The organism is Ochrobactrum sp. C6C9, from assembly GCF_022627935.1.
GTDB lineage: Bacteria > Pseudomonadota > Alphaproteobacteria > Rhizobiales > Rhizobiaceae > Brucella > Brucella teleogrylli.
The window spans coordinates 71,322-86,094 of sequence record NZ_JABXGB010000010.1 but is presented as its reverse complement, the minus strand read 5'-3'; the positions used below and the strand labels follow the sequence as shown (position 1 = coordinate 86,094).

The following is a 14,773-nucleotide window of genomic DNA, read 5'->3' as shown; positions in this document are numbered from 1 at the left end:
CGCAACATTGAACAATTCTGCTGACCAGGCAACGCGCGAGCGACAGGATTGCCCTCGCGCCGATAGATTTCACGCAGAAGCCGCCACCAGCAAGGCCGCGTTCAGCCGTTGACTACCCCTTAGCAGAAATCCGACCGCTGTTTTTGCGCGCGGCCTTGCATTATTTGCTGCCCGCACGCACGGCTAACGGACGGCTTATCGACCCGGTCGCCCGCTTACACCTTGGCAATGGCGCCCGACTGGAGCGCCTCAATTATATGGAGATGTTTCCGCCAAAACTATGCCAGAATCCCATGGATTGATGGTCAATTATCTTTAAAAGTTTGATTACATCGAGCGCAATTACGAAGCTCATGCCGAAAGAGGAGAGGTCGGCACCTCTGCGAACATCCACAAATCACCATCGGTACAGCCTCCTCTAAAAGCATCCAAAAATTTCCCGGGAACAACATATGCCTAATCACCTGTTTGATGCCATTCGCAGCGCAATTTCCACCACCGACGCGACCTTCATAGAAACACAAGCGGGAAAGATCTGGACATATGGGGATATGCTGGCGCTATCCGCACGTCTTGCCAATGTGCTGGTCGAGCAAGGCGTTAAACCCGGCGACCGTATCGCCGTTCAGGTTGAAAAAAGTGCCGAAGCCTTAATGCTTTATCTGGCCTGCTTGCGGTGTGGCGCTGTCTATCTGCCGCTAAACACGGGCTATACGGTCGCCGAACTTGATTACTTTTTTAACGACGCCAAGCCAGCCGTTGTGGTCGTCTCACCGCAAAATGCGGAAAAGCTTGCCGAAACGGTCCGCGCCTGCGGCGCAGTTCTTGAAACGCTGGACGAAACGGGCAGTGGTTCTTTGATGGGCCAAGCACAAGACGCCGAGCCACAATTTAACGATGTCGATCGCGGACCGGACGATCTTGCCGCCATTCTTTACACGTCAGGCACGACTGGGCGCTCAAAGGGCGCGATGCTCAGTCATGGCAATCTGCTCTCCAACGCATTGACGCTGCGCGATAGCTGGCACTTTACCTCGGCAGACCGGCTCATCCACGCGTTGCCGATTTTTCACACGCACGGCCTGTTTGTCGCAAGCAATGTAACCTTGATCTCAGGCGCATCAATGTTTCTGTTGCCAAAATTCGACCCGGACCAAATCGTCGCTCGCCTACCCAAAACAACCGTGTTGATGGGGGTTCCGACGTTCTATGTGCGCTTGTCGCAGGATGCGCGCATAAACCGTGAAAGCACCGCACGTATGCGGCTCTTCATCTCGGGGTCCGCTCCTCTTCTGAACGAGACCCACCAGACTTTTTTCGAAAATACAGGGCATGCCATTCTCGAACGCTATGGCATGACGGAAACCAACATGAACACCTCCAATCCCTATCGCGGAGATCGAGTAGCAGGAACCGTGGGCCTTCCCCTGCCCGGTGTGAATATTCGCGTGGTAGACATGGAAAGTGGCACGGCACTCCCGGACGGAGAGACCGGGATGCTGGAGATCAAAGGGCCGAATGTATTCAAAGGCTATTGGAATATGCCGGAAAAGACCAAGGCGGAATTCCGTGACGATGGCTTCTTCATCACAGGCGATCTCGGTCTTATCGATGAGAGAGGATATATTCACATTGTGGGTCGAGGCAAGGACCTCGTGATATCGGGTGGCTATAATATCTATCCAAAAGAAATCGAGAGCGAAATCGATCTGTTGGATGGCGTGTTTGAGAGCGCAGTTATTGGCCTGCCACATAAGGATTTTGGCGAAGGCACCACAGCTGTTGTTGTTAAAAAAACTGGCTCTTCGTTAGAGGAAAACCAAGTGCTGGCGGCTTTGAGCGAACGACTGGCGCGCTACAAACTGCCGAAGCGAATTCTGTTTGTAGACGAGCTGCCTCGAAACACTATGGGTAAGGTGCAAAAGAATATCCTGCGGGAGCGCTACCGCCAGCTCTATGAATAAGCGCGCGCCTTCTCGCGGCGCTAAGAGCCTGAATCAAAAAAGCGGCATGTGTGTGCGAAAATGGTGATTTTCGAGTACCGGAGCGGAGCGTACTCAAGGTACGTGAGCACCGGAACGCAGAAAATTGCCATTTGCAGCTACACAGGGCGACTTTTGGAACAGGCTCTAAGGTCGAACGTTTTCAACATAGCAAATCCGTTCTTGTTTGATTGACGACAAGAACAGAAATAATTTTGCGCGCGGGGGCGTTCATCCAAAGCTTCGGGCATGCTCCCGTTAGAGGCCTTCGCCTCCCTTACAGGAAGCTGCATAGTGAAATACCTGGGCAGGCGCGATGCACTCCGGGGGTGCTTCCCCGATCAACGCGTTAAAGATAGTCTGAATCCAAGACAGGCTACTTATTATATAAAAACGATTGCTGTTATTTTTTAAATGTAGTTATACTGTAATTATCCATAGCAGAATGGAGGGTCACAGATGTATGCATTTGCTTCTGTATCGAAAGCCGCAATCCTTCTGGCAGCGTTATCTACGTTTTTTTTCTCCATTGACGCGAACGCGCGTCCTATTCCCAGAAGCGTCGTTGTCGGTACGGAGTTGAACAACGGGCGATCTTTGACTTGCAGAGAAGCTACCCGGCGTCTTGCAATGCGTGGCCTTACCAATGTCCGGGAAATCGATTGCCGGAGACCAAACTACGTTATCCGGGGCGTGCGTAATCAACAGGCCTTGCGGGTTGAGGTTCGGGCGCGTGATGGACGCGTTGTGCGCGTTGATCGGTGGCACAGACCCCACCGCAGATAGTATTTTCGTCGCCTGCCCCAGATTCAAAAGCAGAATTTGGATCTCTGAAATTAAGCATGGTGGGTTAATTAGCCGTGGGTTTTGGCCCGTTGCTCATCGCTTTCGTTTTCTGACTTTGTCTTGCTTAACTTGCAATTATTTCTGACGCTTACTGCTTCAGATGGAGGATATCATGAACCGATATATGTTCAGCTTGTTGGTTGTTACCGCTGTCAGCTTGGGAACGAGCGCTTGTACGTCGTCTGAACAGAGAACTGCCGGATATGGTGTCGGCGGCGCTGCAGTCGGTGGGCTCGCCGGTGCTGCGATTGGCGGCAATACGCGCGGAGCGCTCACCGGCGCTGCAATCGGTGCTGCGGCCGGAACCTTGGTTGGTGTCGCCCAGACCCGAAACGGCGTTCAATATTGTCGCTATCGCGATCAGCACGGTCGCGTCTTTGAAGCGCCTTGTCGATGAGGCTTGCATCAATAGCGAGTTGAGAACGTCTCAATAAAGGCTTCGGAAGGAAAAGACATGTTTCGATCCATTGCCGCTATCCTTGCATTGCTAGCCTTAACCATCGTGGGTTCTATTGCCGAGCCGGTTCCGGCATTCAGCCAGAACCAATCCGCTCTGGTCGGCACCAGAATAAATAACGGCCACAGAATCCGCTGTTCGGAGGGCGCCAGGCTCTTGAGAATACGGGGCTTCCGAAATGTTCGCGCAATAGACTGCAGGGGAAGTCATTTCCTCTATCGTGGAGATCGTTTCAGACGAACTTACGATGTAACGGTGCGCGCGCGTGATGGACGCATAACCAACGTCCACACTGTGAGATGGCGTCGCTGATAACACGGTTATAGCCGGGGATGCTCTTTGAATTACTTCGTGAAGAGAAGGGCTTACGCATGGAAGTTCACGAATTAAGCCATCTGGAGCGCAAAGCAATTGAACAGAAGAAATGGAAGGGGTTTCTTGGCATTGGCGTCCTCCTGTTAGCTGGAGGCGCGCTCTGTCTGTTTCTACCGGTCTTTTCGGAATTTGCGGCAAGCACCGTCTTCGGTGTGGTCCTTATGGCAATTGGTCTCGTGAAGATCATCCAGTCGCTTAGGGTAAAAAGCTGGGCGGGGTTTGTCTGGCAAGAATTGACGGGTGTGGTGGAACTGGTCGGCGGAATTATGATCTATCTCAATCCACTCAAAGGCGCGCTTGCGATAACGCTGTTGATCGCGATTGTGGTTTTTGTGCATGGATTTCTGCAGATTGCCTTGTCGTTCAAAATCCATCCAACAAAAGGCTGGTACTGGTTCGCAGTCTCCGGGTTCATCGCCTGGATAGCCAGCGCCGCACTCTTCCTGAAATGGCCTTTGACGCGTGAACTCGCATCGGGATCAATCGCTGGAATTGCCCTGCTGATTGCCGGTTTTGCCTATGTCGCAATAGCTCTGAGTACTCGAAATGCATGAATGACAGGTCATTGCATGACCGCAGGGAGGACCCGACATTGATTAAGACCCTCGGTTATTACTCCGCGAATGTCGCCCTTTCCGGGTTGCTTTTGCTGTCGTTCATGCCTCCTGCCGCCGCCCAACAAAGCACAACAACCCAGCCCGCGCCATCGGTGGTCGTCAGAAAGGCGGGCTCGGCGCCTTCCACGGCCCCGCTCCAATTCAACGGACAAGTCGAAGCAATAGAAGCCGTTGACATTCAGGCCCGGATTACAGGTTTTCTCAAAGTGAAGAGCTTTGAACAGGGAAGCGCAGTCAAGACAGGCGATCTCCTCTTTGAGATCGAACCAGACCAAATGCGGGCGGCGGAGACTTCAGCAGAAGCGCAGGTCGCTCGCGCACAGGCGGCCCAGAATGCTGCCCGACAGACCCTGACGCGAACACGCACACTGGCGAACCGGAACACCGCTTCACAAGCCTCTCTGGATGATGCTCAGGCAGCGTTCGATATCGCTTCGGCAGACGTTCAAAGTGCAGAGGCTGCGCTGAATACAGCCCGACTGAACCTTTCTTACACGCAGATCCGTTCACCGATCAACGGCACAATCGGCCGGTCTTTGTTTACGGTTGGAAATCTGGTCGGCCCCAGCGCCGGGTCCCTGGCGCGTATTGTTCAGCTCGATCCTGTCCGCGTTGTTTTTTCCATTACCGATCGAACGCTCATCGCCATTCGCCAGAAAGAGGCGCGCGGTGGAACCGTTGATCTGAACAGATTCCAACTAACGCTTACCCTCGCCAACGGCAAGCAGTATGGCTCCAAAGGTAACATCCAGTTCATCGACAACGAGGTCAATCCGCAAACGGGCACAATTGCTGTACGCGCGCTGTTTGCAAACCCGGACCATATTCTGGTTCCGGGCCAGACCGTCGCTGTCAGCCTGCTGGATGAAACGGCAAAAACATTGCCGATTGTTCCAATGGCGTCTGTTCTGCAGGACCGCGAGGGCAAGTTTGTTTTTGTGTTGAACGACAATAACACTGTCACTCGGCGGCAGATTGTGACCGGCATACGCATCGGCAACGATTGGTCCGTCAAAGACGGGATCAGCGCGGGAGAAACGATCGTCATCGAAGGCTTGCAAAGAATTGCGGATGGGCAGTCCGTATCACCTCATGAATCGTCACCGGATGAACCGGGGGCTGCTCAATGATTTCGGAAACCTTCATCCGACGAACGCGCCTCGCAATCGTTATCTCGCTTCTCATCTCCATTGCTGGCGCCATCGCCGTTTTCTCATTGCCCATCCAGCAATATCCGCAGATCACCCCTCCAACGGTTTCTGTTTCGGCGATATATCCCGGCGCGAGTGCGGAAGTGATTGCCGACGTTGTGGGTGGTCCACTGGAAACAGCCATCAATGGCGCGGATGATATGATGTATATGTCATCCACGAGCTCGAATGCCGGTCAATATTCATTATCAGTCACCTTTGAAGTGGGGACTGATCCGGAACTTGCGCAGATCAATGTGCAAAACCGTGCGCAGCTGGCAATCTCGCGACTGCCTGCCGCTGTCGCGCAACAGGGCGTTTCTGTTCGGTCACGCTCACCCGATTTTGTGCTGGGCATCGCTTTCTATTCTCCCGATGACAGTTTGAGCGCGCTTGAGATCACCAACTTCACCACGACGACCATTGTCGACGCGATTTCACGCGTGGCAGGTGTCGGTGAGGCTAGTGTCACCGGCGCGTCTGAATATTCGATGCGCGTCTGGCTCAATCCTCAAAGAATGGATGCGCTCGGAATAACCATTGATGAGGTTTCCGCGGCAATCCAACGCCAGAATATCCAGGCTACCCTCGGGCAGTCTGGTGCACCGCCCATGCGGGTTGGAACGGAACTGCAATATACGCTGGTTGCACAGGGGAGGTTGCGAGATGCCGACGAATTTGGAGCTATCGTCATTCGCACCGGCGCCGACGGAGCCAAGGTATTTCTCCGCGACATAGCCCGTCTTGAACTTGGTGCACGCAATTATGCTTCAAGAGCCAGTTTTGCTGGTCATGAATCGGCGATGCTGCAGATTAATCAGTCGCCCGGCGCCAATGCGATACAGACTGCGACAGCCGTTCAGGCCGAACTGAAGCGGCTCTCCGCCAGATTTCCGGCAGGCCTGCAATATCACGTGGTTTATGACGCAACGCGGTTTGTGGACGCTAGCTTGCAATTGACGACGCGCACATTGTTTGAAGCCTTTGCAATCGTGCTCGCGGTGACATTTATCTTCCTGCAAGACTGGCGCGCGACACTGATCTCGGCCCTTGCCATACCGGTTTCCATGCTTGGTGCGGTCGCGGTTCTATTGGCGGTAGGCTATTCGTTGAATATGATTTCGTTGCTGGCCTTGGTTCTCGCTATCGGGCTTGTCGTCGATGACGCTATTCTCGTCGTGGAAAACGTCAAACACGTTCTGGACGACACGCCCGACATCACCGTTGTCGATGCGACGCGCAAGGCGATGTCTCAGATCACCGGACCGATCATCTCAACGACGCTCGTGCTTCTCGCCGTGGTCACACCCACAGCGTTTCTCGCGGGTATTGGCGGACAGCTCTACCGCCAGTTCGCAGTGACAATCTCATCGGCGCTGGTCATTTCGTCGTTCGTTGGCCTCACGCTAAGTCCGGCATTGGCGGCGTTGCTGCTCAAGCGCGGGCAAAGCGGTTTCAAGAGAGGACCACTGGCGTGGTTTACTAACTTCATGGAACGAAGCCGTGATGCTTACGGCAGGGGCGTGGGCATTCTCGTCAAATATTGGTATGTGCCACTTGCAGCCATTGTGGCCTGCTTTGCCGGTGCCTATCTCATTTTTGTCAATCTACCCGCCACTTTCCTGCCTGACGAGGATCAGGGAGCTTTGTTCGTTGATATCCAGCTGCCAAGTGCGGCTTCGCTCGACCGCACCAATCGCATCGTTGAGAATGTCAGAAAGGTGCTAAACGAGACCGCCGGGGTTCAGGATGTGATCACGGTTGCGGGCTTCAGTATTCTGCAATCGACGAGCACGCCCAATGGCGCCATGGCGGTTGCCGCATTGCTACCCTGGGAAGACCGGGAAAAAGAAGAGCTGCGGCTTAATAATATTATCGGCACTCTCCGGTCTCAATTCGCGCAGATTCCCGGTGCCATTGTCTCAGTTTTTGCGCCACCGGCGATAGCCGGTATTGGGTCCGTTGGCGGGCTCGATTTCCGCCTCCAGGCATTGCAAGGACAGTCTACGGAGGAAATTGCACAGGTTACAAATGCATTGCTTGGCTACTTTAACCAGAACGGCGAGATCGGCGGGGCAGCAACGACTTTCAATGCGAATGTACCGCAAATCTATGTCGACGTTGACCGTTCCCGTGCGGAAGCGCTGGGGCTCAGTGTGTCTGATATTTACGCGGTGATCGGCGCCAATTTTGGCTCACGCTATGTCAATGACTTTACGCTTAATGGGCGTGTCTTTCAGGTGAATCTGCAAGCGGATTCCGATTTTCGCGCGCATAGCGAAGACATTTTGAAGCTCCACGTGAGAAACCGAAACGGAACAATGGTCCCGTTGAGCAGTGTCGTGTCCTTGACCACCGTTCTGGCCCCTTTCGTCATTACGCGTTATAACCTTTCGGTCTCAGCACAGGTCAATGCGGTTCCGGCTCCCGGTGCGAGCAGTGGCCAGGCGATGGCGGCAATGGAGACCGTGGCATCCCAAAAACTACCTGATGGCTATGGTTATGAGTGGTCGGGCCTATCCTTTCAGGAAAGCAGAAGCAGCGGTCAGGAAGGCATCGTCTTTGTCCTTGCTTTTCTTTTCGCCTATCTCTTTCTGGTCGCTCAGTATGAAAGTTGGGCCTTGCCTGCGGTGGTGATTGTTTCATTGGGCGCAGCATTGCTTGGAGCAGTCACAGCCCTGAAAATCTTCGGGCTGCAAAATAGCCTCTATGTGCAGATTGCGATGGTGTTGTTGATCGGCCTTGCCGCCAAGAATGCAATTCTGATTGTGGAGTTTGCAAAAGAAAAGCGGGAAGCAGGTCTGTCGGCGAGTGAAGCGGCACGGACGGGAGCTGAGCAACGCTTCCGTGCCGTGATGATGACAGCTGTATCTTTCATTCTGGGCATCATCCCTTTGATCGTTTCTTCCGGCGCGGGTGCGGGCGCTCGTCAGGCCGTGGGTGTGACAATCTTTGGAGGGATGGTCGCAGCAACGACGATTGGTCTGTTACTTACACCGGGTTTGTATTTCATTGTGCAACGAATAACCGAGCGTTTGGGAAACCGCCGTGATCAATGACGGAACTGTATCGCAAGCGTCACGGCGCAGCAGTTGTTTTCATTCCGGCAAGCATACGGTGAAAAGCTCGATCATCGCCATGAGGAGGTTGAACCCATGAACTCTGTAAAACAGCGCTTTCATCAGTTGGCACTCTTATTGAGCCTTTTCTTGTTAGGCTCTGGCAGCGTTTCATACGCTCAGTTTCTGGATTCCGTCAAAGCCGGTAATGGAATAACCGCCAGTGTTGTAAGCAGAACTCCCATCGGAACTCGCGTTGTGCTCACCGGTTCGATCAAGGGCAATATGAGAAGAGCTCATTATATTTTTCAAGATCAAACTGGAACGACAAGAGTCCGCATCGAACGAGAAATTTGGCGAGGCAGAAAAATAGGTCGAAAAGATCAAATCGAAATCCGAGGACGTGTCGATAACGATGTGAGAGGAAGGTTCATAGACGTCTACTATTTTAAAATACTCAAGTAGAATTAGAAAACTTAGACCCGTCGAATTTTTAAGAATTCGATATAAGCATTATTTTCTTGATATATTCCGTCTAAAGTAGTTTCATTCAATAATTCCGAATGCATTCTCTCCAACATCGGCTGAGGGGTCAGATAGCATGGGGTTGCTTGGAATACTGCTGGGACTAGCGCTACTCATGTGGTTTGCCTATCGCGGCTGGAGTGTGCTTCTGCTTTCTCCTGTAGCTGCTCTTCTCGCCGCGCTCATTTCCGGGGAGCCTCTTCTGGCAAACTGGACATCGACCTTCATGGGCGGGACTGCCAGTTTCGTGGGACGGTGGTTTCCACTTTTTCTCCTGGGTGGTATTTTTGGAAAGCTGATGGATGATAGCGGCTCCATCACCTCGATTGCACGATATCTGACGGAAAAACTCGGCGTAAAACGCACGATGCTATCCGTCGTGCTGGCATCGGCAGTCGTCACCTATGGCGGCGTCAGCGTATTCGTTGCCTTCTTCGTTCTCGTGCCCATGGCGCGGGAAATGTTCAAGGCAGCCAATATACCAGCCCGTCTGATGCCTGCGGCCATTGGGCTTGGTGCCTTTACCTTCACCATGTCGGCAATGCCGGGCACGCCTTCCACAAACAATGCCATTCCGATGCCCTATTTCGAAACCACGACCTTTGCAGCGCCGGGACTGGGGATCATTGCATCAATCATAACACTGGTCTTCGGCATGTGGTGGCTGCAACGCGCGGAAGCCAAGGCGCGGGCTGCAGGTGAAAATTATGTCGATGACACCGGCGAACTGGAGATAACGGAAAAGGTCAGGGAACAATCGACGCTTTCAGGTGATTTCGACCCCGCAGAACTCGAACACGGCGCACGCGCCGACAACCAGCCGCCTTTTTTCTTCGCGGTGCTGCCCCTGCTTGTCGTCATCGTCGTCAATTTCCTGATGGCGCTCATCATCCTGCCCCGTATTGATTTCTCATTTCTGGAGCAGGAGCCTTGGGGAATCGATGTCGGATCATCAATAGGTTTGTGGGCGGTGCTTATTGCACTAGCGGCCGCCATTTTGACCCTTATAGCGGTCAATTTTCGCCGCCTTCGGGCGATCCGCGAAAGCCTCGACGCAGGCGCCAACTCCTCTGTTCTGCCCATTCTCACCATAGCGAGCCTCGTCGGGTTCGGTGCAGTTGTGGCAGCGATGCCTGCTTTTGCCGTGGTTCGCGATGCGGTGCTTGAGGTGCCGGGCGGTCCGCTTGTCTCTCTGGTCGTAGCCATGAATGCGCTGGCGGCCCTCACCGGAACAGCATCCGGCGGCATGGCCATCGCACTCAATGCGCTGGGCGACGAATATATGCGATTGGCGATCCAGTACGGGATCAATCCTGATCTCATGCACCGTTTGACGGTCATCAGCGCTGGTACACTGGATGCGCTGCCGCACAATGGTACGGTGCTTCTGCTCCTTCAGATCAGCAAACAAACCCATGCATCAAGCTATTTTGACATGGTCATGACTGTGATTGTCGGCGTGATTATCTCGCTCGCGGCGGTTTTCGTGCTGGGTTCAATGTTTGGCTCCTTCTGAGCATGGCCATTGTTGTTGAAAGGAAGTTGAAATGAAAAGGACATCTCTCCTGATTGCCGTCCTGCTCTCCTTGATGGCGAGCCCCGCATTCGCACATCTCAACCCAGCCGAGCATGGTTCTTTCGCCGCTGGGTTTTCTCACCCTCTTTCGGGCGCCGACCACATCCTTGCAATGGTTGCCGTTGGCCTTTGGGCTTCGATGCTCGGTGGGCGCGCGCTTGTCGTCGTTCCGCTAAGCTTTGTCGGCGTCATGCTGCTGGGATTTATGACGGCACTCAGTGGGATAACTCTTCCCTATGTCGAACCAGTCATCCTTACATCGGTAATTGTGCTTGGCCTCATTGTCGCCATGGCGTTCCACGCATCGACCCTGACTGCAGCGCTCGTCGTCGGCTTCTTCGCATTCTTCCATGGCTATGCCCATGGTGGGGAAATCGGCATCGCGGCGTTTCTTTCCTATGGTGTTGGGTTTGCGCTTGCAACGGCATTGCTCCACGCAGCAGGTATTGGTGCGGGCCTTGCAGCAGGACGCATCCTGCAAGGTCGGACGGGGCAGATGATAATGCGGGCGGCGGGCGGCTTTGCCGCGCTCAGCGGGCTTTACCTGATGGCTGGATGATGTGAGCCGCATCTTGCTGGATCATTCGAAGAGACACGCTGAAGTTGATGGTAATAATGCTGGACCGGAACCGGACTTGCCCGTGCACTCTCCGGCTCTGCCTATGCTGCACCTCATGCGACTTGTCAGTCCCAGCCAGCCGGTTGGCGCTTTTTCCTATTCGCGTGGTCTTGAATGGGCTGTCCACACTGGCACCGTCACGAATGAAGAAAACTGTGCAGCGTGGGTTTTTGGTCTTCTGGAACACAGCTACGCTGCGCTTGACGGGGCAATTTTCTGGCGAATGTTTTCGGCACTGACGCGAAGCGACGATGCCGAATTCTGCCGCTTGAACGACTGGCTTGGGGCAAGTCGAGAAAGCAGCGAACTCGAGCTTGAGGATCGCCGCATGGGCGAAAGCTTGCTTACTCTGCTATCGGAACTCGGTGTCGAGCGGGCGCGTAACTTCGCTTCGGAACAACGTGCCACCTACCCCGCAGCCTTCGCCATCGCAGCGCTTAACTGGAATATAGAGCCGGTCGATGCGCTGCGCGGCCTTATGTGGAGCGTGGTGGAAAGCCAGATCATGGCGGCAATCCGGCTCGTTCCGCTCGGCCACATGGCAGGCCAGAGGATACTTATTGCTGGAGCAGCAAGAATTGAGCGGGCCGTCGAGAAAGCATGCACGCTCGAAGACGACAAAATCGGCAATACAGCGCCCGCACTGGCTATGGCCAGTGCCTGGCACGAGACGCAATACAGCCGACTATTCCGGTCGTAAGCGTTGCGTTTCACGATATCGCTCGAGATTTTCCTCTGCCGAACTTGCATCAGCCGGAGCGACGGGCACCAATGCCTTGAAAGCATACTGACCGATCAGCATAACCCAGGTGACGAGGACGAATGTCGAAGTCAGCACCGGCATTCCGATCGGTTTCAGGAAGATGGCCACCGAAGCCCAAAGCCATGTGGCCACGACAGCGCCGAAGATCGCGTAAAGAAAACTGCTCCAGCTGAAAACAAGGAAGAAGCCGCCAAGCGCAATTGCCGTTAACGCGGCATTGTAACCGAAAAGCCCATCGCGAATGGCCCCTTCCGGTCCGCCGAATGCGGCGGCGACCAAAGCTCCGGTTATCGCTCCCAAAAGGCCCATCAGCGCGCTTATCCGGGAATGGATCGCGATACCAGCAAGAATGATGTAACCTGTTATCCAGTTATCCTGAAAGAATATCTGTCCGATGGCAGTGCCGATTCCCATATACCAGGTTGGGAGCACATAAGGGACAGCGTAGGAAAACTGTTCCGGTGACACCGGTTTCGCCATTGGCCCCGCATCAATGGCATCAAATTTGAGAATTGCGAACAGAAACAGCCAACCGACAAGCACGAATGGCATTGTTAGAGGCGCAACCTTGTGCGGGCCCAGAAGCGCTCCGATACTCGCGAAAGCCATTGTGGAAAAAGCTGCGCCAAAGATGAGATAGATCGTCATGGCCGGTGACGGCAGCGCGCCGCTGCGAAAATCGGCACTGGTAAATGCGATCAGCGCAAGCGCGACCAAAGCTCCATTGAATCCGAACAGGCCATCACGAATGAGCCCCTTGTCGGCCTTGAGGATGATTGCCGTCAGTGTGCTGGCGACCACACCCACCACACAAATAAGGGCATAAATCCAGGAATTGACCAGAATGGCGAACAAAATGACCAGCCCGGAAAGCGGGTTATTCTGGAACACCACTTGTCCGATACCGCGCAGCGTCCAATCGATAAACCCCAGAGAAGGATGATCCCGCATCGCATTGAACTGCATGAATTTTGTTCCTTCGTATACCGGTAAACATCCCCGTTTCTAAAGAATAAGGAAATGCTCTATTGCTTTGGTTTCGCTAACGCCCGTCAGTCGCTTAAAACAGGAAATAGCGTTGCGCCATCGGCAGAACATCGGCTGGTTCACAGGTGATCAATTCGCCATCCACCCGCACCTGATAGGTTTGCGGATCGACCTCCAATTTGGGCGTAAGACCGTTGTGGATCATGTCCTTCTTGCGGACCGTTCTAATCCCTTTGACCGCAACCAATTGCTTGCTGAGTTTCAGCTTTTCGCCGATACCATCATCAAGCGCTGATTTGGAAACAAATGTGACGCCTGTGGAGCCAAGCGCCCGCCCCAACACACCATACATTGGACGGTAATGGACCGGTTGGGGCGTCGAGATCGATGCGTTGGGATCGCCCATCGGCGCAATCGCAATCATACCGCCGATCATCACAAGGCTGGGTTTCACGCCGAAGAATTCCGGCTTCCACAATACAAGATCAGCCCGCTTTCCAACTTCGACAGACCCAATCTCATGAGCGAATCCATGCGTAATCGCCGGGTTAATCGTATACTTCGCGACGTACCGCTTGGCGCGGAAATTATCGTTCCGGCCGCTATCCTGACTCAGAGGGCCGCGCTGCACCTTCATTTTATGGGCGGTTTGCCAACAGCGAAGCGTTGTCTCCCCAATACGGCCCATGGCTTGAGAATCCGATGACATCATCGAAAACACACCCAGATCATGGAGAATGTCTTCTGCTGCAATCGTTTCTCGCCGAATGCGGGATTCCGCAAATGCCACATCCTCCGGGATTTTCGGGCTGAGATGGTGGCAGACCATCAGCATATCGAGGTGCTCATCGACCGTATTGATGGTGTAGGGACGGGTCGGATTGGTGGAGGACGGCAGGATATTTTCTTCGCCCGCCGCCGTAATGATGTCGGGAGCATGCCCGCCGCCGGCACCTTCCGTATGGAAACTGTGAATGGTCCTGCCCTTCATGGCAGCAAAAGTATCCTTGACAAACCCGCTCTCGTTCAGCGTGTCTGTATGAATGGCCACCTGAATATCTTCTTCGTCGGCGACGTTAAGACAATTATCGATGGCGGCAGGGGTGGTTCCCCAATCCTCGTGCAGCTTTAGGCCAACAGCACCGGCCCTTATCTGTTCACGCAGAGGTTCAGGCTTGCTTGCATTGCCTTTGCCCAACAAACCCACGTTGATCGGAAGCGCTTCCACAGCCTCCAGCATACGATGGATAGCCCATGGACCAGGCGTAACCGTCGTTGCAAGCGTGCCAACCGTTGGTCCCGTTCCACCGCCAACCAAAGTGGTGGTGCCGCTGGCCAGCGCTTCTTCCGCCTGCTGTGGCGCAATGAAGTGAATATGTGTATCGATGCCGCCTGCGGTGAGAATCTTGCCCTCGCCCGCAATTACGTCGGTTGCAGGTCCAACGATGATGTTGACACCGGGCTGGATATCGGGATTACCTGCCTTATCGATCCCTGAGATACGACCATTCTTGATACCTACATCGGCTTTGATGATGCCCCAATAGTCGAGAATAATGACATTGGTGATCACCAAATCGGCGGTTTCGGCTGAAGGCCGCTGGCCCTGCCCCATGCCGTCGCGAATAACCTTGCCGCCGCCGAAGGTTACTTCCTCGCCATAGATACAACGGTCATCCTCGACCTCGATGATGAGTTCGGTATCTGCCAGACGCACACGGTCGCCCTTTGTCGGGCCATAGAGTTCGGCATAGGCCTGCCTTGATATCCTCCCCAT

Annotated in this window: 12 protein-coding genes; 10 read left to right on the top strand and 2 right to left on the bottom strand. The window is 54.0% G+C overall.

Annotated features, from left to right (window positions below; all coding sequences use genetic code 11):
* Positions 1-14 precede the first annotated feature (14 nt).
* From HWD97_RS10160 to HWD97_RS10115, 10 genes are all read left to right on the top strand, one after another.
* The gene (locus HWD97_RS10160) at positions 15-302 is read left to right on the top strand and encodes a malonyl-CoA decarboxylase domain-containing protein (protein WP_371830812.1); all 288 of its coding nucleotides are present in this window, start codon (positions 15-17) and stop codon (positions 300-302) included.
* A gap of 150 nt (positions 303-452) precedes the next feature.
* Positions 453-1,964 (top strand): malonyl-CoA synthase, encoded by a 1,512-nt coding sequence (locus tag HWD97_RS10155; protein WP_121537723.1) that lies wholly within the window; start codon positions 453-455, stop codon positions 1,962-1,964.
* A 976-nt stretch (positions 1,965-2,940) separates the two neighbouring features.
* The gene (locus HWD97_RS10150; protein ID WP_124915387.1) at positions 2,941-3,225 is read left to right on the top strand and encodes a glycine zipper 2TM domain-containing protein; all 285 of its coding nucleotides are present in this window, start codon (positions 2,941-2,943) and stop codon (positions 3,223-3,225) included.
* A gap of 392 nt (positions 3,226-3,617) precedes the next feature.
* The gene (locus HWD97_RS10145) at positions 3,618-4,214 is read left to right on the top strand and encodes an HdeD family acid-resistance protein (RefSeq protein WP_371834992.1); all 597 of its coding nucleotides are present in this window, start codon (positions 3,618-3,620) and stop codon (positions 4,212-4,214) included.
* 38 nt (positions 4,215-4,252) lie between these two features.
* Positions 4,253-5,407 (top strand): efflux RND transporter periplasmic adaptor subunit, encoded by a 1,155-nt coding sequence (locus tag HWD97_RS10140; RefSeq protein WP_371834991.1) that lies wholly within the window; start codon positions 4,253-4,255, stop codon positions 5,405-5,407.
* The gene (locus tag HWD97_RS10135; RefSeq protein ID WP_371834990.1) at positions 5,404-8,526 is read left to right on the top strand and encodes an efflux RND transporter permease subunit; all 3,123 of its coding nucleotides are present in this window, start codon (positions 5,404-5,406) and stop codon (positions 8,524-8,526) included. Before HWD97_RS10140 ends, HWD97_RS10135 begins: the two co-directional genes overlap by 4 nt.
* A gap of 96 nt (positions 8,527-8,622) precedes the next feature.
* Positions 8,623-8,991, top strand: a complete 369-nt coding sequence (locus HWD97_RS10130) for a NirD/YgiW/YdeI family stress tolerance protein (protein WP_121537713.1) — start codon at positions 8,623-8,625, stop codon at positions 8,989-8,991.
* 136 nt (positions 8,992-9,127) lie between these two features.
* Positions 9,128-10,567 carry a GntP family permease gene (locus HWD97_RS10125; protein WP_121537711.1) on the top strand — a complete coding sequence of 480 codons (1,440 nt, stop codon included), beginning with the start codon at positions 9,128-9,130 and terminating at the stop codon, positions 10,565-10,567.
* 31 nt (positions 10,568-10,598) lie between these two features.
* Positions 10,599-11,186 carry a HupE/UreJ family protein gene (locus tag HWD97_RS10120; RefSeq protein WP_121537710.1) on the top strand — a complete coding sequence of 196 codons (588 nt, stop codon included), beginning with the start codon at positions 10,599-10,601 and terminating at the stop codon, positions 11,184-11,186.
* A gap of 1 nt (position 11,187) precedes the next feature.
* Positions 11,188-11,946, top strand: coding sequence for an urease accessory protein UreF (locus HWD97_RS10115; RefSeq protein ID WP_121537708.1), 759 nt, complete (start codon positions 11,188-11,190; stop codon positions 11,944-11,946).
* On the opposite strand, the gene HWD97_RS10110 is transcribed toward HWD97_RS10115, so the two are convergent.
* Together HWD97_RS10110 and ureC are read right to left on the bottom strand one after the other, a co-directional pair.
* Positions 11,932-12,975 (bottom strand): urea transporter, encoded by a 1,044-nt coding sequence (locus HWD97_RS10110; RefSeq protein ID WP_124915384.1) that lies wholly within the window; start codon positions 12,973-12,975, stop codon positions 11,932-11,934. The two genes, HWD97_RS10115 and HWD97_RS10110, sit on opposite strands and share 15 nt — an antisense overlap.
* 94 nt (positions 12,976-13,069) lie before the next feature.
* Entirely contained in the window at positions 13,070-14,773 is a 1,704-nt protein-coding gene (ureC, locus tag HWD97_RS10105; protein WP_124915383.1) for an urease subunit alpha, read from the bottom strand.

Coding starts and splice junctions, on each gene's coding strand:
- HWD97_RS10135 (WP_371834990.1), top strand. CDS start 5,404: ATGATTTCGGAAACCTTCATCCGACGAACGCGCCTCGCAATCGTTATC.
- ureC (WP_124915383.1), bottom strand. CDS start 14,773: ATGGGGAGGATATCAAGGCAGGCCTATGCCGAACTCTATGGCCCGACA.
- HWD97_RS10145 (WP_371834992.1), top strand. CDS start 3,618: ATGCTCTTTGAATTACTTCGTGAAGAGAAGGGCTTACGCATGGAAGTT.
- HWD97_RS10130 (WP_121537713.1), top strand. CDS start 8,623: ATGAACTCTGTAAAACAGCGCTTTCATCAGTTGGCACTCTTATTGAGC.
- HWD97_RS10125 (WP_121537711.1), top strand. CDS start 9,128: ATGGGGTTGCTTGGAATACTGCTGGGACTAGCGCTACTCATGTGGTTT.
- HWD97_RS10155 (WP_121537723.1), top strand. CDS start 453: ATGCCTAATCACCTGTTTGATGCCATTCGCAGCGCAATTTCCACCACC.
- HWD97_RS10120 (WP_121537710.1), top strand. CDS start 10,599: ATGAAAAGGACATCTCTCCTGATTGCCGTCCTGCTCTCCTTGATGGCG.
- HWD97_RS10110 (WP_124915384.1), bottom strand. CDS start 12,975: ATGCAGTTCAATGCGATGCGGGATCATCCTTCTCTGGGGTTTATCGAT.
- HWD97_RS10150 (WP_124915387.1), top strand. CDS start 2,941: ATGAACCGATATATGTTCAGCTTGTTGGTTGTTACCGCTGTCAGCTTG.